Below are 23148 nucleotides of genomic sequence, written 5' to 3' on the forward strand. Positions count from 1 at the left end.
GACGAGCTCGGCTCCGCGCGACCGGTAGAAGGGAGCGGCGTCGCGGTCGGCCTCGATGTTGCTCTGGGGGAAACCCTGTCCGCGGGCGGTGTCGCACATGTGGCTCCAGAGCTGACCACCGATGCCGCGGCCGATGGCGATCGGCTTCCACGAACGAGTAGCCCGGTTCGCCTGCAGGTTACTCGCTCTGAGCGCAGTTGCGGTATCGGAGGGCATCGATCTCGGAATTCCACAACGATCAGTTGGAAGTATGACCGCGGAGGGGATCGCGTTCCTCTCCGCGCCGGTGGAAAAACGCGCCGAACATGCCGGCCAGCGTCGAGACCACGGTGATCGCGTACACGTTGATGATCACGCAGATGACTTGCCCCGCTCCGGTGATCGGATTCGGCATCGTCGACGAGAGCGTCGTCAATTGCGAGGTTGTCCAGTACAGGGCGTCGCCGAAGCTGTGCAACGCCGTTGACGGTGCGTCGCCTTCCGCGAGGAGCATGGCTCCGCTGCCGGCGATATCCACGATCAGCGTGGCCAGGAGGGCCTTTCCCAGACGGTTCCGCAGGTGCAAGTGCGTCGGGCTCACCGCGCGCACCACGTCCCACACGTCCTTTGCCAACCACCAGTTGTAGCGACGGAACATCATGGAGCCAGTATGCAGCGAGCGTCTCAACTGGGTTGCCCGGGAAAGCTCTGCGATCTGGGCTTTCGGGGCGCGGCTCGGCCTGGAATCCAGCGGGGCCCAGGCTCGTTCGAGTGCCGGTCGGGCTGCGACCGTCCTGGCTCCCAGCAAGCCGTAACGTGCTCAAATGGGGCATGCTATTCCGTCAGCTGGAGTACTTCGTGGCGCTCGCTCGGGAGCGCCACTTCGCCCGCGCTGCGAGCGCCTGCTACGTGTCCCAACCAGCGCTGTCCGAGGCGATCCGCAAGCTGGAGCACGAGCTGAAGGTCCCGTTGATCCGGCGAGGACGCAGCTTCGAAGGCCTCACTCCGGAAGGCGAACGGCTCGTGTTGTGGGCGCGGCGCATCCTCGCTGACCACAATGCCCTCAGACAGGAGGTAGCAGCGCTGCGGACAGGCCTCACCGGCGAGCTCCACCTCGGGGTGATCCCGGCTGCTGCCAGCACCGTAGCCCTGCTCACCGACCCCTTCTGCGCCGAGCATCCGCTGGTGCACGTGCAGCTTGAGACGAGTCTGCGGTCGGACGAAATCATCGGACGAATCCATCGGTTCGAGCTGGATGCCGGCGTCATCTACCTGGATGGGCACAGCACGAGCGATCTCCTGGTGACGCCGTTGTACGAAGAACAGCACGTGCTCATCGCCAGCGGCGCACTGCTCGCGGGACGAACGGACTCCATCAGCTGGTCAGATGCGCTGGAACTGCCGATCTGCCTGCTGAATGGCGGTATGCGCGGACGCCAGCTCGTCGATGACGCGCTGACCGCTCGGGGACTCGCGCTGACACCTCAGTTGGAGGCCGACTCCGTCGTGGCGTTGCTCGCGCACGTCGGTACGGGCCGCTGGGCCAGCATCGTCCCGCAATCCTGGTTGCGAACGCTGTGCTCCCCGGCGGGAGCATGCGAGCTGCAGTTGGACGATCCGTCCATCACCGCTCCGATCGCGCTCGTCACGAGTGCCGTGGAGCCTGGATCGGTGCTGACGCGCGCGCTGGTGCAGACCGCGCGGCGAGCTTCCTTCGGTGATGCGCTCGCCGCCCGGCCACGCTCGCAGGCAGATGACGGCGGTCGCTCCGGACTCGATTGACATTGCTTATCACATCGTCGGAACTGCGTCTTGGACGCATCGAGTCGCGGTCCGCCAGACTGCGAGTTGCTTCCGGACAACGGAAGCTTTCGAGGCTGCTCTGCGCTAGGAACGATCACATGTCCAAGATCCTGTGTGTTCTGTACCCCGACCCGGTCACCGGGTACCCGCCCGCGTACGCGCGGGATTCCCTGCCCACTGTGCGAGATTACCCGGATGGGCAGCCGCTGCCGACGCCGGCGGCGCTGGGGTTCACCCCCGGGCAGCTGCTCGGATGCGTCTCCGGCGAGCTTGGACTGCGTGAGTTCCTCGAATCCCAGGGCCACGAGCTGGTCGTGACCTCGGACAAGGACGGCCCGGATTCGGTGTTCGAGCAGGAGCTGCCCGAGGCGGACGTCGTCATCTCCCAGCCGTTCTGGCCCGCGTACTTGACGGCCGAGCGCATCGCCAAAGCACCGAAGCTCAAACTGGCCCTGACGGCCGGTATCGGCTCGGATCACGTGGATCTGGAAGCCGCGATCAAGGCCGGCGTCACAGTGGCCGAGGTGACCTGGAGCAACAGCATCAGCGTCGCCGAGCACGCGGTCATGCAGATCCTCGCGCTCGTGCGCAACTTCCTACCAGCGCACGAATGGGTCGCCAACGGAGGGTGGAACATCGCCGACGCCGTCGCGCGGGCCTACGATCTGGAAGGCATGGACGTCGGTGTGCTCGCAGCAGGCCGGATCGGCCGCGCGGTGATGCAGCGCCTGGCACCCTTCGACGTACGATTGCACTACTTCTCACCGGAGCGTTTGCCAGCCGAACAAGAGCGCGAACTCGGGTTGACTTACCACCCCGATGCGCGTTCCCTGGCCAGGTCCGTCGACGTCGTCTCGATCCACGCCCCGCTGCATCCGCAGACCTATCACCTGTTCGACGCCGAGGTCATCGGCTCGATGCGGAGAGGGGCCTACATCGTCAACACCGCGCGCGCCGAGATCGTGGTGCGCGACGAGGTGGTCAAGGCCTTGGAGTCGGGCCAACTCGCCGGCTACGCGGGCGACGTGTGGTACCCGCAGCCACCAAGCGCGGACCACCCGTGGCGGAGCATGCCGCACGAAGCGATGACGCCGCACGTGTCGGGCACCACCCTGTCGGCGCAAGCCCGGTACGCCGCAGGCACTCGGGAAATCCTCGAGGACTTCTTCGCCGGCCGCGATATTCGCGAGGTGTACCTGATCGTCGAGGGAGGTGAACTGGCCGGTACCGGAGCGAAGTCCTACACCGCCGATGATGTCGCGAGCCCGGGCAGTGGTCGCGGGTAGTTCCCCAAAACGGTCCGCGCAGCGCTGCGCCGACCCCTCGTGGTCTCGTGCTGGGCGGGTGGGGCGTCGCGGTCGAGCACCGTCGGCGCGATTTTCTGATCTGCTTCACCGTTCCCGGTGAAACCGGTTGGTCGGTTCGGTGCGGTGCGAATCCCGTTGCCGTGGCCGCGGTTCCGATGAGTTTGTCGAACCGCGAATGTCCGAAGTGCGTTGCGGCGACCTCATGGGGCTGGTGTGGTGGTGACGAATGCGATTCCCCGGGAGGAGGTCCAAGGAAATCGCTGTCATGAACAACTCGCACCGTGATCTGGCCCCGATCTCGGAGGTGGCCTGGCGGGTTCTGGAAGACCAGGTCCGCGTCGCGCGCGAGGCTGTTGATGCCGTGGAACGGGGTGCCCACGACGCGGAGTCGATCGACCTGTACATCGAGGAAAGTTCCGTGTTCCGAGTGCACGGGGCCGAGGCCGGCGTGGCGTTGACCGCTCCTTCTCCGGACTGACCGAACCTCCTGGAGCGGGGAGCGTGCTGAGCACGCACCCGGGTGCGGCGGGTGCGTCGCAACAACTTGTGGTGAAACGCTCGGCGGTCTTCCGGACGGGCAGTCGTCGGAGGATCCTCGGGCGACCGGTGCGAGGCCGGTGTTCGTTCGGCCGTGCAGCACAGACGGGGAGGGTTGTGGAATGCCGGCGTGGCGGGTGCGTGATTTCCACGGTGACGACCTGGACCAGGTGATCCACGTCTGGGACCAGAGCAGGGAGGGGGCGGAGCCGGTCTTCTCCGCCGCGGAGGTCGTGTCGATGGCGCAGGCCGGGCATCCGGCCATGGTCGCGGTGGTGGAGCAGGAAGTCGTCGGCATGGCGGCGGCCAAGATCGAGGGCGAGCGGGCGTGGCTCGCGCTGTTCGCCCTCGACGCCCGCTGGCGCAACCGGGGGATCGGCAGCGCACTGCTGGCCGAGCTGGAGAAGAAGCTGCGCGCTTCGGGGGTGCACCGCATCGCCAGCCTCGTGCCCGAAGGGGCGGCGGGGTTCCGGGCGATGGTGAACTCCGGTTACAGGCCGCGCACCGACCTGACCTATTTCGAGAAGGTGGAGGAACTCGACCCGGCCGACTTCGACGTGCTCGAACGTCTCGGCGGGGGTCTGCTGCCCCCGGGGCGGTGGGACGCGCTCGCGGGCATGAAGCGGGAGAAGGACGTCATCGAACGTCGTGTCGTGCTGCCGATCTCGCATCCCGAGCAGGCCGAACGCCACGGGGTGCTGCCGCCGAAGGCCATCATCCTGTTCGGCCCGCCCGGCACCGGCAAGACCAGCTTCGCCAAGGCGGTCGCCTCCTGGTTGGGGTGGCCGTTCGTGGAGCTGTTCCCCTCGCGGTTGGCGGCTTCCTCCGAAGGCGGTCTGGCGGCCTCGTTGCGCGGGATCTTCGGGGAGCTGGAGGAGCTGGACGACCTGGTGCTGTTCATCGACGAGGTCGAGGAGATCGCCGGAGTCCGCTCCACGCCGGCGGTGGGGCCCGAGCACGGGGTCACCAACGAGCTGCTCAAGCTGATCCCGGGTTTCCGCGAGCACGACCACCGGCTGCTGGTCTGCGCCACCAACTCCGTGCGCTCGTTGGATCCGGCGTTTCTGCGGCCGGGCCGGTTCGACTACATCATCCCCGTAGGACCTCCGGACCCGCCTGCGCGGCGGGCGATCTGGTCGCGCTACCTCGGCCCCGCCCGCGACAACGTCGACCTGGACGTGCTGGTGGAGCGAACGGAGATGTTCACGCCCGCGGACATCGAGTTCGCCGCCCGCCAGGGAGCCCAGAGCGCGTTCGAGCGCGACGTGCTGGAAGCGGACGGCGAACTCGCCACGACGGAGGACTACTTGCAGGCGATCGCCGGTACCCGCCCGACGCTGACCGCGCAGGCCATCGCCGAGTTCGAGCAGGACATCGACACCTACACCCGGCTGTGACGTGCCGGCCGCCCGCGGGCGGCGCAGTGCGCTCGCGGACTGGTCCGCCCGCGCCGTCGGAACCCGAGTCGCTCCGAGTTCCGAGGGCTGCGTTCAGACGCCGTCGGTGACACCGTCGGCAGCGACGCCGCGGCCGGGAGGGGCAGCTCCCGATTCGGAGGTGCTCCGGGAAGGGAACAGCGGGGGCGGCGAAGCGCAGGAGGGGACGACTGCCAGGCCTGCGCGAAAGGAGGGATACCTGTGTCCACCCCATCCTCATCCGGCGAGGGCGGAGCCGGCACCACGGTGTTGCACATCGGCCACGACGAGCTGGTGGTCCGCCAGCGCTACGAAGTCGTCAGCATCGCCAACGATCTGCTGATCGGAACGTGGTTTCTCATCGGCAGCTTGTTCTTCTTCTCCGAAGCGCTGATGACCGCCGGAACCTGGCTGTTCGTGCTCGGCAGCATCGAGATGCTGATCCGGCCCACGATCCGCTTCGTCCGCCGGGTGCACCTGGCGCGGTTCCACCCGCGGACGCGCGGAACCGCCGACGCCGCCCACGACTTCTAGCAGGACGGCGCGGCCGCGGGCGTCTGCGGCGCGAGCCGCTCGTTCGAACGGCGGGCGCAGGTGAGTGATAGCCGCGCCCCATCGATTCGTCGACGACTCCGCTTGGCCGTTCGCGCTTGCGTTGGACAGACTGGTCGCAATTCCCGAAGGAACGAGGCGCGACGTTGCCAGGGGCGAAACTTCGCCTGTCGAGGCCGAGCTGTTGTTCGGGTGCGCAGCCGTTCTGATCGGTCTCGCGGACGCCCGTAGTTCCCCCGCTGTTGCCGGCCGTCGAGCCAGTGCGGGCAACAGCGAACTGCTGTCCGCACGAGGATCGGAGGCTCCGTGCACGTGGTACTGGCGGAGGTGCGCCGTTTCGTCAGTCTCGGCCCCGCTGAGAACGACCACCTGCACGCCCGCCGGGTTGCCGTCGGGCTGTTCTTCCCCGGGATCGCTCTGCTCGTAGCAGGCCGACCCGATCTCATCATCTACGCTGCATTCGGCTCGTTCACCGGCATGTACGGACGAGACGAATCCCACGCGCTTCGTCTCAGGCAGCAAGCGCAAGCAGCCCCCCTCCTGCTGACGTGCGCAGCCATCGGCGTACTCCTGTCCACCATCCACGCTCGTCCGTGGATCCTTCTGGCCGTTGAGAGCGCGTGCGCTGCTGCGGGTTCACTGGTGACGGGCAGGCTCGGACTGAAACCGGCGGGTCCTTTCCTCGGAATTTTCGCGCTCGGTGCCGCAGCAGCGGTCCCCGCCGTTCGAGTCACCGCCTGGTTGGCGCTGGTGATCTGCGCCGGGACGGCGGTGTTCAGCATCCTCGTCAGTCTCACCGGCGCCCTGGGGTGCCGTTCCTGCTCAACGGTCATCGCCAGCAGCACCGGGCCATCGCGAACGCTGTGGTCGCGCGCCGCGCTGGTGCACGCGGCCCGTTACTCGCTCGCCATCGGGGCTGCCGGTACGTGCGGCCTGTTTCTGGGGAACGACCACGCCCACTGGGCCATGATTTCCGCCGCGGTGCCGTTGGCTGCGCTTGACGGTCGTGATCGGACCCAGTGCGAGGTCCGCGGTGTGGTCCACCGCGGGATGCATCGTGTGTTCGGTACGCTGGCGGGGCTCGCCGTCACCGCCCTGCTGCTCTGGCCCGGCTTCAGCAGCAGCGTGCTCGCTGCTCTCGTCATAGGGCTGCTGTTTCCAACAGAACTGTTCATGGCACGCCACTACGGGATCGCGCTGGGGTTCTTCACCCCGCTGATCATGTTGATGACCCAGCTGGCTGATCCCGTCGATCCCGTGACGCTCCTCGCCGACCGCATCGTTGACACTCTGATCGGAGTTGCCGCGGGCATCGGCGTGGCTGCGAGCACCCGCCGTCTGCCCGCGGGAAACCGCGACACGGGATGAGCGCGGTGGTCCGCTCTTGCGCATCCGGTCGGTGCGGTCGAAACCGGCTCTTCGGCGCGAAGCCGGGAGCGCTGGGCAGAGTGGTCGGGCGGACGCACCGGGTGGGTTGAGGCGCTGGAAGCGCTGACTGCTCTCGTCGTCGGTGCTCGCGTAGGTCCCGCCGCTGTCCTCGACAGCATCCGCGGCAGCAGCGACACCAGTTGCGAGTCACCCGCCTGAACCACGAAGTGGCTGAGCAACTGGTCCCAACGGCCCGCTCGCCGCGCCGGCGTCGGGCGCTGCGGGTGCAGAACCCCCGAGATCAGCGACGGACTGGCTGCCGCTGCGCGGCGAAGCTGCAATGCCCTGCAGCGCGCCGTCGTCGACTTCGACCGCGGGGACTACGACTACCCGCGCGGCATCGCAGTCTGGCACGCGCGGAAGTGGTCGTGGGGCGATGTGCGCGAACGGACCTGAGCGCGCATCCGCGAGCGGGACCGGGGCGTCGACTCCGGGTGCACGGGCTTGCCGGGGACGTGCCCGGTGGACGGCGTCCCGTGGCACCTTGGTCGAGATGTCTCCGAAGAAGCGGGTTGCTCAGCGTCGACGGGCCGCTCCGGCGTCCGGAACGCTCTTCGCTCCACACCAGCGCACGGATCAACGGTCGGCCGTGATGTCGTCGTCCTCGCGGGCCTGCTGGGCCGCCGCCCGGTCGAGCAGCAGGGCGCGCTCGCGCTCGTTCCCGGTCTGCCGGGCCGCGCGGGTGAACTCCTCCCGCGCCTCGGCGTGCCTGCCGAGCTTGGCGAGCAGGTCGCCGCGCACGCTGGGCAGGTGGTGGTAGCTCGCCAGCGCGGGCACGTCGGTGAGCGCGTCGACCAGCTCCAGACCGGCCCGCGGGCCGTCGGCCATGCCCACGGCGACCGCGCGGTTGAGCTCGACCACCGGCGAGGGGGTGATCCCGGCGAGCTGCTCGTAGAGTTCGCTGATGCGCTTCCAGTCGGTCTCGCCGGGCGTGCGGGCGCGCGCGTGGCAGGCGGCGATCGCCGCCTGCAGCGCGTACGGCCCCGGTGCGGCGGCCAGCCGCTCGGCGCGCGCGAGCGCGGCCAGCCCGCGCCGGATGAGCAGCTGGTCCCACCGGCCGCGGTCCTGGTCGAGCAGCAGCACGGGCTCGCCCGAGGGGGTCGTGCGCGCCCTCGTGCGGGACTGCTGGATCTCCATGAGCGCCACGAGGCCGTGCGCCTCGGCCTCCTCGGGCATCAGCTGCACCAGCACCCGCCCGAGCCGCAGGGCCTCCGCGCACAGCTCGGGGCGCACCCAGTCCTCGCCCGCCGTGGCGGAGTAGCCCTCGTTGAAGATCAGGTAGACGACCTGGAGCACCGAGGACAACCGTTCGGTCAGTTCGGCCCCCTGCGGCACCGCGAACGGCACCCGCTTCTTCGCGAGCGCCTTCTTGGCGCGCACGATCCGCTGGGCGACGGTCGGTTCGGCGACGAGGAACGCGCGGGCGATTTCGGCGGTGGTGAGCCCGCCCAGCAGCCGCAGGGTGAGCGCGACCCTGGCCTCGGTGGACAGCACCGGGTGGCAGGCGGTGAACAGCAAGCGCAGCAGGTCGTCGCCGAGATCGGCGGGCTCGGTTCCGGGTTCGTCCCCTGACCCGAGCTCGCGGGCGATCTCGGCGACCTTGCGCTCGAAGCGCTCCTGCCTGCGGAACTGGTCGACCGCGCGCCGCTTGGCGATCGCCATGAGCCACGCGCCCGGGTTGTCCGGCACACCCGACTCGGGCCACTGCTCGAGCGCGGCGACCAGGGCTTCCTGCGCGAGCTCCTCGGCGCTGCCGACATCGCGCGTCATCCGCGCGAGACCCGCGATCAACCGCGCCGATTCGATCCGCCAAACCGCCTCGACCGCGCGGTGGGCGTCCCCCGCTGCCGTCACAACGGACAGGGGAGCACTCGCCGGGCCGCGCGGCAAGGCGGACTACCGCTGGCGCTGCTCGGCGATCCGCTCCCGCATGCGCTGCTCGGAGTCGCGCAGCTCGGGGGTGAAGTTCTCCCCGAAGTCGTCCTCCTCGAAGACCTTGCGGATCTCCACCTCGCCGCTCTCGAACGGGAGGCGCCTGGCCCACGCGACGGCTTCGTCGCGGGACTTCACGTCGAGGATCCAGTACCCGGCCACGAGCTCCTTGGCCTCGGTGAACGGGCCGTCGACGACCTCGGTGGCGCCCCCGCCGGAGAACTTCACCCGCGCGCCGGTCCGGCTCTCCTGCAAGCCGTTCCCGTCGAGCATCACCCCCGCCTTGACGAGTTCCTCGTTGTACGCCGTCATGTCCGCCAGCTCCCGCTCGGTGGGCAGCACGCCCGCCTCCGACTCGTCGCTGGCCTTGACGATCATCATGTACTTCATCGCGTTCTCCCGTGGTGCGTCGCGGCCGTTGCCGTGCCCCTCACGTGCGCGTCGAACGGGCGGGGCCGGAATCGACACCCGGCGGCGGCCGTTCCCGAGATTTTTCCCGGGGCGCGTTCGACCGGTTACGCGGCGGCGGCAGGATGGGGCGATGGGCTTCGTCGACCTCAGCCACGTCATCGAACCCGGCACGGTCACCTACCCGGGGCTGCCGGGCCCGGACATCTCCAGCCACCTGAGCTTCGAGGACTCGCGCGCGCACTACTCGGCGGGCACGGAGTTCACCATCGGGCGCATCGACATGGTCACCAACACCGGCACGTACCTCGACACGCCCGCGCACCGCTTCCGCGACGGCGCGGACCTGCACCGGCTGCTGCTGGAGCGCTGCGCCGCGCTGCCCGCGGTCGTGCTCGACGGCGACGGCGCCATCGGCCCCGAAGCGCTCGAGGGGGTCGAGGTCGAGGGGTGCGCCGTCCTGCTGCGGACGGGCTGGGACCGCCACTGGGGCACCGAGCGGTACGGCGATCCGGACCACCCGCACCTCACCGGAGCGGGCGCCCGGCACCTGGTGGACCGCGGCGCCGCGCTCGTCGGGATCGACTCGGTCAACATCGACGACACCCGCACCGGCGATCGGCCGGCGCACACCGCCCTGCTGGCCGCCGGCGCACCGGTCGTCGAGCACCTCACCGGCCTGGACGCGCTGCCGGGGACCGGAGCCAGGTTCACCGCGGTGCCCCCGGCGGTGCGGGGGTTGGGCACGTTCCCGGTGCGGGCCTTCGCGGTCGTCCCGTGAGCCGTGGGCAGCGGGAACCGCCGGCGTCCGGGCGAGCGCGAGCACCGAACCCGGCGCCGGGATCGGTGGTGCTGGTGCCGCCCGGTGGTCATGATGGGCGGCATGATCACTCGCTCCCGGGTGGCGGAAGCCGCCGCACGCATCCGCCGCGACGTCCGCACCACGCCGCTCGTCCAGTTCGACGCCGCCGCGTTCGACGCCGCGGAGCTCGCCCCCGCGGCGGAGGTGTGGTGCAAGCTCGAGCAGCTCCAGCACACCGGCTCGTTCAAGGCGCGCGGCGCGTTCAACAGGATCCGCACCGCCGCCGAGCACGGGCAGCTCACCGACGCCGGGGTGGTGGCCGCTTCCGGCGGCAACGCGGGGCTCGCCGCGGCCCACGCCGCCGCGCAGCAGCGCGTGCCGGTCCGGGTGTACGTGCCGGAGACCGCGCCGGCGGTGAAGGTGGCGAAGCTGGAGAAGCTCGGCGCCACCGTCGTGCGGACCGGCGCGAAGTACGCCGATGCCCACGCCGCCGCCGTCGAGCACGTCGCCGAGACGGGCGCGCTGTTCTGCCACGCCTACGACCAGCCGGAGATTTGCGCGGGGCAGGGGACCCTCGGTCGTGAGCTGCTCGAGCAGACAGGGGGAGAGCTGGACACGATCCTGCTCGCCGTCGGCGGCGGTGGCCTCATGGCCGGCGTCGCCGCCGCCACCGAGGGGCGGGCCCGCGTGGTCGGGGTGGAACCGCGCGGCATCCCCACGCTGCACGCGGCCCTCGACGCCGGTGAGCCCGTCGACGTCGACGTCTCCGGCATCGCGGCCGACTCGCTCGGCGCCACCCGCCTGGGAGGGATCGCCCACGAGGTGGCCGCGCGCACCGGTGTCGCCCCGGTGCTCGTCGACGACGCGGACATCACCGCGGCCCGCGACCTGCTGTGGCAGCAGTACCGCCTCGTCGTCGAGCACGGCACGGCCGCCGCCCTCGCGGCGCTGCTCTCCGGCGCGTACCGGCCGGCGGAGGGCGAACGGCTCGCCGTGGTCCTGTGCGGGGCGAACACGGACGTCGCGGACCTGGCGTAGGGGCGCTGGTGCCGCCCACCGCGACTCGCCGCGGCGAGTCGCGGTCGTCGTGCGGGTCAGCACTGCTCGGCCGGTATCCAGCCCTGCTCGCAGCCGTACTGCTGCTGGACTTCACCGCTGGTCGGTTCCTGACCGCAGGCGGTCCCGCACTGCTGGTATCCCGGCAGCTGGTCGTACTGCTCGTAGTCGTACGGGTAGCCGGTTTCCTCCCGGTACCGCTGGTACTGCTCCGGCGCGGGCACCTCGTCCGCCCCGTCGTCGACGCGGCCCTCCTCGTCCCCGGAGGGGCTCCCGGAACCGCCGGGGGCGGTCTCCTCGCCAGGACCGGTGCCCTCCGGGGCGCCGGTCAGACCGCACTGGGCCTTGGTGGCCTCGTCCATGTCCGCGGGGTCGAGCCCGCAGTTGTCCGGGGGCGGGGTTTCGGCGGGCGGCGCCCGGTGCACCGGCCCGGGAGGGGCTGGTTGCGGTTCCGGCGGTGGCGCCGTTCCAGTCCCGCTCTCGTCGAAGCAGCCCCCCAGCACGAGCGCGAATCCCGCGAGCAGGGCAGCGATGCGCATCGGGTGGTGTGCCACGGCCCTCGCCCCCGTCCTCGGTCCTCCCCGCTTCACCGCGCCCACCAGTGGGCCTCGGGCGCAGACCTGCGGCAAGGGTCTTCGTGCCCACCGCGACTCGCCGCGGCGATCTTGAGGCCGCAGCGGCGCGGACGTATGCTCGCCGACTCGTCCGGGACGCCCCGGCACCGCACGTCGCCGGGGCGCTCGACCACGAGCTGTGCCATCGCGGAGAAGGGAGGAGTCGGTGCGCGAGGTCGCTGTCGTCGGAGGTGGGATCATCGGCCTGTCCTGCGCCTGGCACCTCCTGCAGCGCGGTGTCGGCGTGACCGTGTGGGAGCGCCAGCACGTCGGCGCCGGGGCGTCGTGGGGCAACGCCGGGCAGCTCGAGCCCTCGCTCGCGGTGCCGCTGCCCGAGCCGTCCAACGTCCGCGCAGCGCTGCGCAGCCTGGTCGACCGCGACTCGGCGGTGCTGCTGCCGCGCCGCGTCGACCGCGAGCTCGCCGCCTTCCTGCGCACGTTCCTCACCCGCTCCACGGCGCGCACGTGGCGGCGCGCGGTGCGGGCGCAGGCACCGCTGAACGCGCGGGCGCTGTCGGCCTACGACGAGCTCGTGGACGCGGGCGTGCCGGTGTCGTTCACCCGCGCCCCGTTCACCTCGGTGGCGGCGGACGCGGCCGAGGCCGATGGCCTGCTGCACGAGCTCAGCGCGCTCGCCGCCGGCGGCTACCGGGTGGACCACGACGTGCTCACCGCGGACGAGCTGCACGCGGCGGAACCGATCACCGCGGGCTCGCGGGCCGCGGTGGGCGTGCGCATCAACGGGCAGCGCTTCCTCGACCCGCCGCGCACCCTGGAGGTGCTGGCCGACGGCGTCCGCTCCGCCGGCGGGGAGGTCCGCGAGGGGCAGCAGGTGCAGCGGGTGGCCGAACGCGGCGGGCGGGTGCGCGTGGACTCCGCGGACGACACCGCCGAGGTCGATGCGGTCGTGCTGGCCAACGGGGCGTGGCTGTCCCCGCTGGGCCGGGAGCACGGTGTGCGGATGCCGATGCACGCCGGCCGCGGTTACAGCTTCCAGGTGCAGGTGCCCACCCGGCCGAACGGGATGGTGCACTTCGCGGGGCCGCGCATCGCCTGCACGCCGTTCCGCGACGGCGTGCGGGTCTCCAGCCTGATGGAACTGGAGAAACCCGACGCCGGGGTGATCTCCGCGCACGCCGAGCGGTTCCGGCGGCAGGCCGAGCGCGTGCTCCCGGAGGCGGACTGGAGCACGGCCACCGACATGTGGGTCGGCCCGCGGCCGCTGACCGGGGACGGGTTGCCGCTGATCGGGCCGACCCGCACACCCGGCGTCTACGCCGCCGGCGGGCACGGCATGTGGGGTGTCACGCTCGGCCCGCTGACCGGGCGACTCGTGGCGCAGCTGCTCGTCGACGGGCACGCCGAGGTGGATCTGGCGGCGTTCGACCCCCGCCGGTGACCGCCTCGGGTCGGTGCTCGCGGGACCGGCGTGGTCAGCTCACGGGCTCGTAGTGGTCCCCGGTGCGCGCCGCCTCCGGTCCGCTGACCGGGCGACTCGTGGCGCAGCTGCTCGTCGACGGGCACGCCGAGGTGGATCTGGCGGCGTTCGACCCCCGCCGGTGACCGCCTCGGGTCGGTGCTCGCGGGACCGGCGTGGTCAGCTCACGGGCTCGTAGTGGTCCCCGGTGCGCGCCGCCTCCGGTGCCGCGGCGGGTTCCGCGGAGTCCTCGGCGGGTTCCGCGGGGCCGTGCGCCCGCGCCGCTCCGGTGGGGGCCGCCGCGCGGCGCTCGGCCAGCGTCCGCCGCACCGCCCAGGTGATCGCGCCGATCCAGAGCACCAGGAGCACCGCGTTGACCGCCACGAGCGAGGTGCCCTCGACGCCGATGGGGGACAGGAGCAGCTGCAGGTTCGTCAGCACGATCATGCCGCCCGCGCCGACGCCGATGATGCGGGTCGGCAGGATCCGCACGAGGTAGGCGGCGAACGGGGCGGCGGCGACGCCGCCGATGAGCAGCCCGCCGATGATCACCGGCGACAGCCCGCTGGTGCCGAGGGACAGCAGGAAGCCGGCGCTGGCGGCCAGGGACACCGGGACCTCACCGGTGTCGACCGAGCCGATGACGCGGCGCGGGGCGAGGCGTCCGCTGCTCAGCAGCGTCGACGTGGAGATCGGTCCCCAGCCGCCTCCGCCGGTGGCGTCGAGGAAGCCGGCGGCCAGGCCCAGCGGCGCGAGCCAGCGCCGGTTCTGCACCGTGAGGCCGGAGCGGACGACCGGTCGGGTGCCGAGGGCGAACCGGATGATCACGTAGCAGCCGAGCAGGAGCAGCAGCGTGGCCATCCACGGCTCGCTCGCCTCGGTGGAGAGGCTGGTGAGCACGGTGGCTCCGAGGAACCCGCCGGCGGCTCCGGGCAGGGACAGCCAGAGCATGACCGGCCAGTCCACGTTGCCGAACCGCCAGTGCGAGACACCGGAGGCGGCGGCCGTGCCGATCTGGGCGAGGTGCACCGAGGCCGACGCCACGGCGGGTGCCGTGCCCACGGCCAGCAGCCCGGTCGTGGCAGTCACCCCGAAGGCCATGCCCAGCGATCCGTCCACCAGCTGTGCTGCGAACCCGGCCAGGGCCACGAGCACCAAAGTCACCATGCGAATGCTCCCGCGTTGTCCGCACCCGTCGGCGCGTTTTCACAACTAAGTCGACAAGAAAGGTACAGTTTCTCGCCGCCGAGCTACAGCCGTTCCACGAAGTAGGATCGGGTGTTTCCGGCGGGGCCGAACCGGGCGCTGGTGGTGGACGTGCAGCGCACGTGGTGGGTGGGGCGCGATTGCGTCCCTGCGGGGGTACGCCGCCCACGCTCTGCGGCTGTGCGGAGAGTCACAGCGCCTTGCGCGGAGGAATCGGAGGAGTCGGGCGGAGCAGGTGCGCACGCCGGGTGCGCGACGGGAATCGCCCCCGGGGCTGCGCGTGCCGGGCGCGGCGCGCTGAGGGGCCGCCCTGGCAGGAGTTACCGGCTGCGCCAGACCTCCTCGCTGGCCGTGCGCGCGTCGATCTCCGGCGGCAGCGAGCTCTCCAGCAGGTCCGCCAGGGTGACGTGCTCCAGGACCTCGCGCAGGCTGCTGCGCAGCGCGATCCACACGCGCTGCAGCACGGCCTCGGACGGCTGGTAGGTGGCGTCCTCCGGGCGCGAGCCGGCGATGCTGACCAGCGGGCCGTCGGTGGCGCGGATGACGTCGGCGACGGAGATCAACCCGGGGGAGCGGGCCAGCACCCAGCCGCCCGTCTGCCCGCGCCTGCTGGCCACCATGCCGGCTTTGCGCAGGTCCGCGAGCACGTTCAGCAGGAACGTGCGGGGGATGCCCTGCGCGGCGGCGAGGTCCTCGGCCCGGGCCACCTCGCCCGGCTGCAACCGGCCGATCTCGATGAGCGCCCGCACCGCGTAGTCCACCTTGGCCGAGATCCGCATGGGGCTATTGTCCCGTAACTCCGCCGAGTGAAGGGGGTGCCGGGTGGGCGGCGGGGCGAGCGCGCTCCCGCAGGGGCTCCGTCAGGGCAGGTAGCCGACGGCGCCGAACGAGTTGGCCCGCGCGACCTCCTCCGGGGAGGGCGGCGTGTCGGGCCGCCACTGCGCCACCGGTACCAGCCCCGGCCGCACCAGTTCGCAGCCCTGCAGCAGCGGCATGATGCGGTCGGCGGTGCGCCAGGACACCGGGGTGGGCGTGCGCGCCATGACCTCCTCGGCGTTGGCCACCTCTTCTGCGCTGGCGCCGAGCTGCGAGATGTGCGAGACGGCCAGGTAGCTGCCCGCGGCGCAGGCGGCGCGGTAACCGGCGAACATCGCGACCGCCTCGGCGTCGTCGGGCACGAACGGCAGGATCGCCACCGCCAGCACCGCCACCGGCCGGGTGAAGTCGAGCAGCTCGGCCACGCCCGGATCCGCCAGCACGGCCTGCGGATCGCGCACGTCGGCCTGCGTGACCGTGACGCCGTCCACGCCGTGCAGCAGGCGTCGGGCGTGCGCGACGGCCACCGGTTCGATGTCGACGTAGGCGATGCGCGCCGCGGCGGAGTGCTGCCGCGCCAGCTCGTGCACGTTGCCCTTGGTCGGGATGCCCGATCCGAGGTCGAGGAACTGGTCGACGCCCCGCTCGCACAGGTGGTGCACGGCGCGGCCGAGGAACGCCCGGTTCGCCCGCGCGTAGCGCACCGCGTCCGGGAGGACGCGCGCACCGGCCTCGGCGGCTTCCCGGTCGACCGCGAAGTTCGCGGAACCGCCCAGGTAGTAGTCGTACATCCGGGCCGCGTTCGGCCGGGTGGTGTCAACGTGCTGCGGTTCGTCGGCCTCGGGCACGGTGCTCCTCGTTTCGCGCGGTTCGGTGATCGCCACCCTAGGCGACACCGCCCCGCGGGTCGTCCGCTGCGGCGCGGCAACCGCGCGGCCTTCCGCGAGCGCACCCGGACGGATCGGCACCTTTCCGCTCAGCGGGAGTCCGGTGTCGCTGCTGCCGACGAGGCGGCTGAAACCCTGGGGTGGTCCGAGTCACGGGAGGAATGCGAACAATGCGAACTCAGGTCGCCATCATCGGCGGGGGACCGGCGGGGCTGCTGCTCTCGCACATGCTGCACCTGCGGGGCGTCGACTCCGTGGTGCTGGAACGGCGCAGCCAGGAACACGTCCAGCAGCGGGTGCGCGCGGGCGTCCTCGAGCAGGGCACCGTCGACCTGCTGCACTCGGTCGGCGTGGGCGAGCGGCTGGCCGCCGAGGGCGACGTGCACCGCGGGGTCTACGTGCAGTTCGACGGCGAGCACGTGCACATCCCGTTCACCGAGCTCACCGGCCGGGCCATCACCGTCTACGGCCAGGCCAACGTGGTGCGCGACCTCGCCGAGCGCCGCGCCGCCGACGGCGGTCGGATCCACCACGGGGTCTCCGACGTCTCCGTGCACGACGTGACCACCGACCGCCCGTTCGTGCGGTTCACCCACGAGGGCGCGCAGCACGAGCTGGAGGCCGACTTCGTCGTCGGCTGCGACGGCTTCCACGGCGTGTGCCGGGACAGCATCCCCGAGGACGTGCGCACCGTCTACGAGCGGGTCTACCCCTTCGGCTGGCTCGGCGTCCTCGCCGAGGTCCCCCCGTCCACCGACGAGCTCATCTACTCCAACCACCGCAACGGCTTCGCGCTGCACAGCATGCGCTCGGCCGAGCTCAGCCGGCTGTACCTGCAGTGCTCGCCGGAGGAGTCGGCCGCGGACTGGTCGGACCAGCAGATCTGGGACGAGCTCGCCGTCCGCCTCGGCAGCGAGGGCTGGAGCCTGCGCCAGGGGCCGATCATCGACAAGAGCGTCACGGCGATGCGCAGCTTCGTCTCCGAGCCGATGCGCTACGGATCGCTGTTCCTCGCCGGCGACTCGGCGCACATCGTGCCGCCCACCGGGGCGAAGGGGCTCAACCTGGCCGTCGCCGACGTGTACCGGCTGTGCGAGGCGCTGGACGACTACTACGGCAGCGGCAGCACCACCGGGCTGGACACGTACTCGCAGGACTGCCTGCTGCGGGTCTGGCGCGTGCAGCACTTCTCCTGGTGGATGACCTCGCTGACGCACCGCTTCGACGGGCCGGACGCGGCGTTCGACCGGCGGCTGCAGCGCTCGCAGTTCGACTACCTGCGCAACTCGACCGCCGCGGCGACCACGCTGGCGGAGAACTACGTGGGCATGCCGCTGGTCTGATCCGGCCCGCGGCGGCGGTGTCCCCGAGCGGGGCGCCGCGGGTCCGGGGGCAGGGCGGGCGCCGGTCACCTGACCATCTGCGCGCTGGTGGGGCCGCCGGGCACGCGGGTGGGAGCGGCCCGCCCGCGGGTGCGGGCGCTGGTCGGGGTCCTCCGTGGGCCAGGGGATCGCGGGGTCGGACGCGCGGGCGGAGGACCGGACAGATGGCGTCGTGACGTGCGTGCGGTGCGTTGCGCGCGCGGGTGAGCGCCCACCGGCGCGGGCGGGCCGTTGCAGCGACCACCACGCTCCGATCAGTCCCGCGGCGTCCACGGTCAGGATCACGCCGAGGACCACTGCGAACGGCGTCACGGAGCACCACCGCCTCCGGCGGTGCACCGCTGCTCGTGGGCGTCCAGCACGCGCAGGTCGGTGCAGTACCAGCCGCACCGGTAGCACGAGCGGGAAAGCCGCTCGCGGTACTGCCGCTGGGTCTCCCCGGGGCGCTTGCGCATGTGGGGGCGGAACTCCGGGCTCATCGCGCGTTCCCCGCGGTGTTCCGGTGCCCGCCGGTGCCCGGGTGCGCGGTGCCCGGGTGCGCGGTGTCCCGATGCCGAGTGCTCCGGTGCCCGGTGGTCTCGGGTCCGGTGTTCTGGTGCGCGCGGATTTCCGCCCGCGACGGGGCGCCCACCAGCGCGCGGGCGCGCTCGTCGCACTCCGGGCACGTCTCCCACAGCCACGCGGTCACTCCGCCGGCCGTGGTCACCGCCCGTCCGCACAGCGCGGACACGGGCACATCGGGCGGGTAGACCAGGCCGCTGTGCGGTGGACGCGGATCTGTCGTGGCGTGCCGGGCGCCCTGGCCCGGCACCCACGAGAACGGATGAGGCATGTCGTTGGCTCCTGGTGTCGATCATCGAATTACCGGTTTCACTGTCGCTAACCGGTTTCAAATGGGCAATGCCTCGATCAGGTGTACTGATCGCTTCTCGGTTTCGATTAGCGTTCTGAGTCATGGCCGGACTCAACGAGACGCATACACCCAAGGCGCGTCTGCTGGGCGCGGAACTTCGCGACCTGCGCAAGCAGGCTGGCTTGAACGGTCGTCAGCTCGCCGAGGAACTCGGGATCACGCAGACCACGGTGTCCCGGTATGAGAGAGGTGCCCGCACTGCCCCTGTGGACTACGTAGCGCGTGTTCTCGGACTGTTCGGCATTACCGGGCAGCGCTACGACGAGCTCATCGAGTTCGCGCACTCGGCCTCCGAGCCGAACCTGATCACGAGATCAGGGATCCACCGCCACCTGCTCGAAATCAGCGAGTTCGACCGCGATGCGAGCGACATCGTGCACGTCGCGCCGCTCGTCGTTCCCGGCCCGCTGCAAACCCGCGATTACGCGGCCGCAGTTATGGCCAGCCTCACGCCGGACGAGCGCGATGTGCGCATCGAACTGCGTATGGCGCGGCGCGAAGCGTTGTCCGAGCCCCGGCGGATCACCGCGTACGTGACCGAGCACGTGTTGCGCGATGCCCTCGGTGGGCGGGAGGTGATGGCCGAACAGGTCCGGCATCTGATCGAGGTCGCGTCGCGGCCGAACATCGACCTCCGGGTGATACCGGACGGTCTGCAGCGGTGGACGCTCGCCCACGACGGCGCGTTCGTGCTGTACAAGTTCCCGAAGGCAGCACCGATCGTCCACCTGGAACACTACCGCGGTCCGGCCTTCCTGTATGACCGCGACGACGTGGCGAGTTACGAACGCGCTGTCGATACGCTGCCGGAGGTGGCCATGAGCGCGGAGCAGTCGAAGGAACTCATGGCCAGGATGGCGGAGAAACTGGAAGGGACGACATGACGGCATCCCCGCAGAACTGGCGCAAGTCCAGCTGGTCCGGCCCGAACAGCAGCTGCGTCGAGGTGGGGCGCATCGCCGGTGGCGCTGCTGTCCGGGACACGAAGGACCGCGCCGCGGGTTACTTCACCGCTGATCGGCGGCAGTGGCAGGTGTTCCTCGCGGCGGTCAAGTCGGACCGCTTCGCGTGAGGTGCTGTTTCCCGTGAGGTGCTGCCTCGCGTGAGGTGCGGCGGTCGTCGCGGCCGACGCCGGTCAACGCGGCGCCGACCGCGGCCGTCCGCTCACGTCCGGTCGGCGAGTCCGCTCGTCAGCTCCGCGAGCTCGTCGAGCCGCCGCAAGGACGCGTCCTGCGGTTCGGTCGGCAGGGCGAGCAGCGCCTCGTCCACCCCGGACTCGGCGTACTCCTCGAGCGTGGCGCGGTCGGCCGGTGCGGCGTACACCGACACGGGAACGCGCCAGCCGGCGCGGTCGCGGACCTTCTCGATCCGCTCCCCGAGGTTCTCGGTGCCACCGCGGGGCAGCCAGCCGCCGCCGTACTCGGCCACCCGCTCCACCGAGCGCTCGCTCTCCCCGCCCACGTAGATCGGCGGGTGCGGGGTCTGCACCGGCTTGGGCCAGGCGTAGATCGGGTCGAAATCCACGTGCTCGCCGTGGAACTCGGCCCGCTCCTCGGTCCAGACGGCGCGCATGGCGCGGATCCGCTCGTCCATGAGAGCGCCCCGGCGGGACGGGTCCGTGCCGTGGTTGCGCATCTCCTCGCGGTTCCAGCCCGCACCGACGCCGAGCACGAACCGCCCGCCCGAGACCACGTCGAGGCTGGCGACCTCCTTGGCGGTGGTGATCGGATCGCGTTCGATGATCAGTGCGATCCCGGTGCCGACGACGAGCCGCTCGGTGACCGCCGCCGCTGCGGTGAGCGCGACGAACGGGTCCAACGTGCGGTAGTAGATCCGGGGCAGATCGCCGCCACCGGGGTAGGGGGTCTCCCGGCTGGCGGGGATGTGCGTGTGCTCGGCGATGAACAGCGAGTCGAAACCGCGCTGCTCCGAGGCCTGGGCGAGCGGGGCCGGTGGGATTCCTTCGTCGGTGATGAACGTCTGGATGCCGAACCGCATCGGATCCTCCTGTCGGGGTCGGGGTGTTCGGAGACCTCGCCGGACGGGCGCGCCGACATGAGATGATCATGGAAGCGTGCGGCTCGCCGGCGCGGACGAGGGTCAACCGATTCCGGCCACAACCGTAGAGGGGGGTTCGGGCGTCGTGCAGGGATGTGACGGTGTCGATCGCAGTGCCCGTGACCGCCTGGCCGGGCGACGGGCTGGCGGCCATGGATGAACTGACGGACAAGCTGACCGACCTCTACCAGGAGAACTACCGGCAACTCCTGCGCATCGCCGTGCTGCTGGTGGACGACCGCGGCAGCGCGGAGGACATCGTGCAGGACGCGTTCGTGCGGGTGTACGACTCGCGGGCGCGGTTGCGCGATCCGGACAAGGCGCTGGCGTTCCTGCGGCAGGCCGTGCTGAACCGGGCCCGTTCGGTGCTGCGGCGCCGGCGCGTCGCCCGGCGGTACCAGCCTCGCCTGGCCACGCGCGACGCGCAACCGGACGACACGGGCCGCGGCGTGGACCGCGCGGTGCTCAGCGCTGCGCTGGCGCAGCTGCCGCGGCGGCAGCGGGAGGCCATCGTGCTGCGCTACTACGCCGACCTCAGCGAAGCGCGGACCGCCAGCGTGATGGGATGCAGCCCGGGAGCGGTGAAGGCGTACTGCTCGCGGGGTGCCGCGCGGCTGGTCGAGTTGCTGGGGGAGCGGGCGTGAGCGGTGAGCGGGAGTCCACAGCGGAACGGCTGCGCGCCCACCTGCAGCGCGCCGTCGAGGACGTGGAACCGGAACCGGGCGCGTTCGCCCGCGTGCTCGCCCGCACGCGCAGGCGCCGCCACCGCCGGGTTCCGGTGCTGTCGGCCGCGGTGACCGTCGCCGCGGCCTGCGGCCTGCTCGTCTACGTCCTCGCCGGGTCGCAGCCCGAGGGCGAGCCGCACCCGGTGAGCGTGCGCCCGAACAGCTACGTCGCCACCGCGGAACCCGGTGTGCTGGCGCTGTACGACATCGCCGGCGGGGGGCGCGGTCCGGACCTGGCGCGGTTCGACCGGAGCCGCCCCGAAGCGCTCGCCGGCACAGCCGAGAACGTGTACGTGCTGGTCGCCGGGACGCAGCGGGAAATCTTCGCCGTCTCGCCCGACGGGCAGCGCCGCCCGGTGGCGCGCGTGCCGGACACGGCTGATCCGTCGATCCTCGCGGCCCGCTCCGGTCGCGTCGCCTACGTCGACCGGCGCGCCGCCGGCGAGGCGGTGGTGCTCGTGGCCGGCGATCGGCGGCGGGAACTCGACGTGCCCGCGGGTTCGAGCGTGCGCGACGTGGCGCTGACCGGGGGCGGACGCGTGGGCGTGCTGCTCGGCGAGGGGCGCTCGACCGAGCTCCGCGTGGTGGATCCGTCCGCGGGCGCGGTCGAGGGCCCGGCGGTGTCCGGTCTGGACAGCGGGGAGTGCGGACCGCTGGCGGTGACCGGCAGCGAGAGCGGTGTGGCGGTGCTGCGGCCCGCCGCGTGCGGCAGCGGCGAGGTGCGCGTGACGAAAGTGGACGGTGCTTCCGGCGCGGTCACCGGCGCCGGCGTCCCGTTCACCGCGGGGGAGCTGCGCCCGGGCCGGCCGCAGCTGTCCACCGACCGGTTGGGGCGGGTGCTCGTCTCCGCGGGGCAGCGGCAGTGGCTCGTGGACGGCGCCGTGGTCCGCGACGTCCCCGCGCAGTGCGCCGCGGACTGCGCCGGGCGGCCCGCGACGCTGTGGGGCTAGACCGGGAGGCGGCGACCCGCACCGGCCGGGCGGCGGGACATGCCCGGGCCGGCGCGAAACGCCCGGTCGGTGTCGATCATCGGGGAGAATCCCCCGCGGTGGATGCGCGGAATCGTCGCGGGGAACTGCTCCGGCTCGCGCGGACGGCGCTGGACCGCCCGCGCGGGCAGCTCCTCGCCGCCCTCGCGGTGTCGGCCTGGACGTTCGGGTGGATCGGCGGGCAGCTGCCGGCCGGTGCGGAACCGAGCGCGTTCGACGTGCTCGGGGCGATGCTCGCGCGGCTCGGGCTGGGCGGTGAGACGTGGAGCGCGCAGCTCGCCACGGCGTGGTCCACCGGTGCCGCGGCGCTGCCCGTGGTGGGAGGGCTGCTCTGGGCCGCCACCACCGAGCGGCACCAGAGCCCGGCGCTGTTCGGGTGGGTGGCGGTGATGCTCGGCTCGGAGCACCTCGGTTACCGGCCCGCGTTCGTGCTCGGGGCCGTCGCGCTGGCCGCTGTGATCGCCCTGCTGTGCGGGTGCGCGATGCTCACCGAAAACTTCGTCGACCGCAGTCCGGTGCTGGTGCCGGTCGACGTGTTGCGCGCCGGGGTGGTCGCCGCGGCGCTGACCGCGGTCGTGCCGCTGCTGCTGCCGCTGCAGCTCGGAGCCTGGCTGACCCGGGCCTACGTGACGCTTCCGCCGCGGCGGCTGCCGCGGCCCGGGCGGTCCGCGCGCGGCGGGTGCGCGGGGGCGGCGCAGGAGGGCGGAGCGGTTCCCGAGCCCCGCTCGGAGCGGTCGGCGCAGCCCCGGTCGGAGCGGTCCGAGGAGTGACCGGAGCCGCGGGTGCGGCGTGCTGCACGGCCGGGCCGCAAGACCCGACAGCGGTAGCTGTGTCACTCGGGAGAGTGATATTCGCGGAGAGCGGGGCAGTGGCCGGGCTCGTGCTGCTTTCGGGGTGATCTTCGTCGGAACGGTTGTCAGCT

At 71.8% G+C, this 23148-nt stretch carries 25 protein-coding genes; 15 read left to right on the forward strand and 10 right to left on the reverse strand.

Features of this window, described 5'->3' with window-relative positions; all coding sequences use genetic code 11:
* Positions 1-238 precede the first annotated feature (238 nt).
* Entirely contained in the window at positions 239-640 is a 402-nt protein-coding gene (locus ACVGV0_RS05735) for a hypothetical protein (protein WP_459158810.1), read from the reverse strand.
* 110 nt (positions 641-750) lie between these two features.
* On the opposite strand from ACVGV0_RS05735, the gene ACVGV0_RS05740 reads away from it, so the two are divergent.
* The 6 genes from ACVGV0_RS05740 to ACVGV0_RS05765 all read left to right on the forward strand — a co-directional run bounded on the left by ACVGV0_RS05740 (position 751) and on the right by ACVGV0_RS05765 (position 6961).
* A complete protein-coding gene (locus tag ACVGV0_RS05740; protein ID WP_459158811.1) occupies positions 751-1761 on the forward strand; it encodes a LysR family transcriptional regulator in 1011 nt (336 codons plus the stop codon).
* 119 nt (positions 1762-1880) lie between these two features.
* The gene (locus tag ACVGV0_RS05745) at positions 1881-3068 is read left to right on the forward strand and encodes an NAD-dependent formate dehydrogenase (RefSeq protein ID WP_459158812.1); all 1188 of its coding nucleotides are present in this window, start codon (positions 1881-1883) and stop codon (positions 3066-3068) included.
* Positions 3069-3354: 286 nt separating this feature from the next.
* Positions 3355-3567, forward strand: coding sequence for a hypothetical protein (locus tag ACVGV0_RS05750; RefSeq protein WP_459158813.1), 213 nt, complete (start codon positions 3355-3357; stop codon positions 3565-3567).
* 181 nt (positions 3568-3748) lie between these two features.
* Positions 3749-5023, forward strand: coding sequence for an ATP-binding protein (locus tag ACVGV0_RS05755; protein ID WP_459158814.1), 1275 nt, complete (start codon positions 3749-3751; stop codon positions 5021-5023).
* A 240-nt stretch (positions 5024-5263) separates the two neighbouring features.
* Positions 5264-5575: a YrhK family protein gene (locus ACVGV0_RS05760; RefSeq protein ID WP_459158815.1), complete on the forward strand. Its 312-nt coding sequence runs from the start codon at positions 5264-5266 to the stop codon at positions 5573-5575.
* Between the two features lie 324 nt (positions 5576-5899).
* On the forward strand, positions 5900-6961 hold the full coding sequence (locus ACVGV0_RS05765) for an FUSC family protein (RefSeq protein ID WP_459158816.1): 1062 nt from the start codon (positions 5900-5902) through the stop codon (positions 6959-6961).
* Between the two features lie 636 nt (positions 6962-7597).
* Here ACVGV0_RS05765 and ACVGV0_RS05770 read toward each other — a convergent pair.
* Both ACVGV0_RS05770 and ACVGV0_RS05775 read right to left on the reverse strand, forming a co-directional pair.
* On the reverse strand, positions 7598-8884 hold the full coding sequence (locus tag ACVGV0_RS05770; protein WP_459159936.1) for an RNA polymerase sigma factor: 1287 nt from the start codon (positions 8882-8884) through the stop codon (positions 7598-7600).
* Positions 8885-8917: 33 nt separating this feature from the next.
* Positions 8918-9343 carry a YciI family protein gene (locus ACVGV0_RS05775; RefSeq protein ID WP_459158817.1) on the reverse strand — a complete coding sequence of 142 codons (426 nt, stop codon included), beginning with the start codon at positions 9341-9343 and terminating at the stop codon, positions 8918-8920.
* Positions 9344-9494: 151 nt separating this feature from the next.
* Between ACVGV0_RS05775 and ACVGV0_RS05780 the strand changes: the two genes are divergently transcribed.
* Together ACVGV0_RS05780 and ACVGV0_RS05785 are read left to right on the forward strand one after the other, a co-directional pair.
* Positions 9495-10142: a cyclase family protein gene (locus ACVGV0_RS05780; protein WP_459158818.1), complete on the forward strand. Its 648-nt coding sequence runs from the start codon at positions 9495-9497 to the stop codon at positions 10140-10142.
* Between the two features lie 102 nt (positions 10143-10244).
* Positions 10245-11201 (forward strand): threonine/serine dehydratase, encoded by a 957-nt coding sequence (locus tag ACVGV0_RS05785; protein WP_459158819.1) that lies wholly within the window; start codon positions 10245-10247, stop codon positions 11199-11201.
* A gap of 56 nt (positions 11202-11257) precedes the next feature.
* On the opposite strand, the gene ACVGV0_RS05790 is transcribed toward ACVGV0_RS05785, so the two are convergent.
* Complete coding sequence (locus tag ACVGV0_RS05790) at positions 11258-11773, reverse strand: hypothetical protein (RefSeq protein ID WP_459158820.1); 516 nt, start codon at positions 11771-11773, stop codon at positions 11258-11260.
* 226 nt (positions 11774-11999) lie between these two features.
* Between ACVGV0_RS05790 and ACVGV0_RS05795 the strand changes: the two genes are divergently transcribed.
* Entirely contained in the window at positions 12000-13232 is a 1233-nt protein-coding gene (locus tag ACVGV0_RS05795; RefSeq protein ID WP_459158821.1) for an NAD(P)/FAD-dependent oxidoreductase, read from the forward strand.
* 198 nt (positions 13233-13430) lie between these two features.
* On the opposite strand, the gene ACVGV0_RS05800 is transcribed toward ACVGV0_RS05795, so the two are convergent.
* The 3 genes from ACVGV0_RS05800 to ACVGV0_RS05810 all read right to left on the reverse strand — a co-directional run bounded on the left by ACVGV0_RS05800 (position 13431) and on the right by ACVGV0_RS05810 (position 16120).
* Positions 13431-14417 carry a sulfite exporter TauE/SafE family protein gene (locus tag ACVGV0_RS05800; RefSeq protein ID WP_459158822.1) on the reverse strand — a complete coding sequence of 329 codons (987 nt, stop codon included), beginning with the start codon at positions 14415-14417 and terminating at the stop codon, positions 13431-13433.
* Positions 14418-14776: 359 nt separating this feature from the next.
* Entirely contained in the window at positions 14777-15235 is a 459-nt protein-coding gene (locus ACVGV0_RS05805) for an RrF2 family transcriptional regulator (protein WP_459158823.1), read from the reverse strand.
* 81 nt (positions 15236-15316) lie between these two features.
* Positions 15317-16120 carry an SAM-dependent methyltransferase gene (locus tag ACVGV0_RS05810; protein ID WP_459158824.1) on the reverse strand — a complete coding sequence of 268 codons (804 nt, stop codon included), beginning with the start codon at positions 16118-16120 and terminating at the stop codon, positions 15317-15319.
* Positions 16121-16329: 209 nt separating this feature from the next.
* On the opposite strand from ACVGV0_RS05810, the gene pobA reads away from it, so the two are divergent.
* Entirely contained in the window at positions 16330-17502 is a 1173-nt protein-coding gene (pobA, locus tag ACVGV0_RS05815) for a 4-hydroxybenzoate 3-monooxygenase (protein WP_459158825.1), read from the forward strand.
* A 347-nt stretch (positions 17503-17849) separates the two neighbouring features.
* Here the strand turns inward: pobA and ACVGV0_RS05820 are convergent, their stop codons facing one another.
* Both ACVGV0_RS05820 and ACVGV0_RS05825 read right to left on the reverse strand, forming a co-directional pair.
* Entirely contained in the window at positions 17850-18020 is a 171-nt protein-coding gene (locus ACVGV0_RS05820) for a hypothetical protein (RefSeq protein ID WP_459158826.1), read from the reverse strand.
* Positions 18017-18373, reverse strand: a complete 357-nt coding sequence (locus ACVGV0_RS05825) for a zinc finger protein (protein WP_459158827.1) — start codon at positions 18371-18373, stop codon at positions 18017-18019. The genes ACVGV0_RS05820 and ACVGV0_RS05825 overlap by 4 nt, the downstream gene beginning before the upstream one ends.
* A gap of 122 nt (positions 18374-18495) precedes the next feature.
* On the opposite strand from ACVGV0_RS05825, the gene ACVGV0_RS05830 reads away from it, so the two are divergent.
* Both ACVGV0_RS05830 and ACVGV0_RS05835 read left to right on the forward strand, forming a co-directional pair.
* The gene (locus tag ACVGV0_RS05830; protein WP_459158828.1) at positions 18496-19338 is read left to right on the forward strand and encodes a helix-turn-helix domain-containing protein; all 843 of its coding nucleotides are present in this window, start codon (positions 18496-18498) and stop codon (positions 19336-19338) included.
* Positions 19335-19526 carry a DUF397 domain-containing protein gene (locus ACVGV0_RS05835; RefSeq protein ID WP_459158829.1) on the forward strand — a complete coding sequence of 64 codons (192 nt, stop codon included), beginning with the start codon at positions 19335-19337 and terminating at the stop codon, positions 19524-19526. Before ACVGV0_RS05830 ends, ACVGV0_RS05835 begins: the two co-directional genes overlap by 4 nt.
* Before the next feature lie 92 nt (positions 19527-19618).
* On the opposite strand, the gene ACVGV0_RS05840 is transcribed toward ACVGV0_RS05835, so the two are convergent.
* Positions 19619-20452, reverse strand: coding sequence for an LLM class F420-dependent oxidoreductase (locus ACVGV0_RS05840; protein WP_459158830.1), 834 nt, complete (start codon positions 20450-20452; stop codon positions 19619-19621).
* Between the two features lie 161 nt (positions 20453-20613).
* On the opposite strand from ACVGV0_RS05840, the gene ACVGV0_RS05845 reads away from it, so the two are divergent.
* The 3 genes from ACVGV0_RS05845 to ACVGV0_RS05855 all read left to right on the forward strand — a co-directional run bounded on the left by ACVGV0_RS05845 (position 20614) and on the right by ACVGV0_RS05855 (position 22996).
* On the forward strand, positions 20614-21156 hold the full coding sequence (locus ACVGV0_RS05845) for a SigE family RNA polymerase sigma factor (protein WP_459158831.1): 543 nt from the start codon (positions 20614-20616) through the stop codon (positions 21154-21156).
* Positions 21153-22187 (forward strand): hypothetical protein, encoded by a 1035-nt coding sequence (locus tag ACVGV0_RS05850; protein ID WP_459158832.1) that lies wholly within the window; start codon positions 21153-21155, stop codon positions 22185-22187. Before ACVGV0_RS05845 ends, ACVGV0_RS05850 begins: the two co-directional genes overlap by 4 nt.
* 98 nt (positions 22188-22285) lie before the next feature.
* Positions 22286-22996, forward strand: a complete 711-nt coding sequence (locus tag ACVGV0_RS05855; protein ID WP_459158833.1) for a hypothetical protein — start codon at positions 22286-22288, stop codon at positions 22994-22996.
* Positions 22997-23148 lie beyond the last annotated feature (152 nt).

Source organism: Salinifilum ghardaiensis (assembly GCF_054491345.1).

Excerpts from the sequence above, each read along its gene's own strand:
- ACVGV0_RS05735 (WP_459158810.1), bottom strand. The coding sequence starts at position 640 with ATGATGTTCCGTCGCTACAACTGGTGGTTGGCAAAGGACGTGTGGGAC.
- ACVGV0_RS05745 (WP_459158812.1), top strand. The coding sequence starts at position 1,881 with ATGTCCAAGATCCTGTGTGTTCTGTACCCCGACCCGGTCACCGGGTAC.
- ACVGV0_RS05750 (WP_459158813.1), top strand. The coding sequence starts at position 3,355 with ATGAACAACTCGCACCGTGATCTGGCCCCGATCTCGGAGGTGGCCTGG.
- ACVGV0_RS05755 (WP_459158814.1), top strand. The coding sequence starts at position 3,749 with ATGCCGGCGTGGCGGGTGCGTGATTTCCACGGTGACGACCTGGACCAG.
- ACVGV0_RS05775 (WP_459158817.1), bottom strand. The coding sequence starts at position 9,343 with ATGAAGTACATGATGATCGTCAAGGCCAGCGACGAGTCGGAGGCGGGC.
- ACVGV0_RS05780 (WP_459158818.1), top strand. The coding sequence starts at position 9,495 with ATGGGCTTCGTCGACCTCAGCCACGTCATCGAACCCGGCACGGTCACC.
- ACVGV0_RS05785 (WP_459158819.1), top strand. The coding sequence starts at position 10,245 with ATGATCACTCGCTCCCGGGTGGCGGAAGCCGCCGCACGCATCCGCCGC.
- ACVGV0_RS05800 (WP_459158822.1), bottom strand. The coding sequence starts at position 14,417 with ATGGTGACTTTGGTGCTCGTGGCCCTGGCCGGGTTCGCAGCACAGCTG.
- ACVGV0_RS05805 (WP_459158823.1), bottom strand. The coding sequence starts at position 15,235 with ATGCGGATCTCGGCCAAGGTGGACTACGCGGTGCGGGCGCTCATCGAG.
- pobA (WP_459158825.1), top strand. The coding sequence starts at position 16,330 with ATGCGAACTCAGGTCGCCATCATCGGCGGGGGACCGGCGGGGCTGCTG.
- ACVGV0_RS05820 (WP_459158826.1), bottom strand. The coding sequence starts at position 18,020 with ATGAGCCCGGAGTTCCGCCCCCACATGCGCAAGCGCCCCGGGGAGACC.
- ACVGV0_RS05825 (WP_459158827.1), bottom strand. The coding sequence starts at position 18,373 with ATGCCTCATCCGTTCTCGTGGGTGCCGGGCCAGGGCGCCCGGCACGCC.
- ACVGV0_RS05830 (WP_459158828.1), top strand. The coding sequence starts at position 18,496 with ATGGCCGGACTCAACGAGACGCATACACCCAAGGCGCGTCTGCTGGGC.
- ACVGV0_RS05835 (WP_459158829.1), top strand. The coding sequence starts at position 19,335 with ATGACGGCATCCCCGCAGAACTGGCGCAAGTCCAGCTGGTCCGGCCCG.
- ACVGV0_RS05840 (WP_459158830.1), bottom strand. The coding sequence starts at position 20,452 with ATGCGGTTCGGCATCCAGACGTTCATCACCGACGAAGGAATCCCACCG.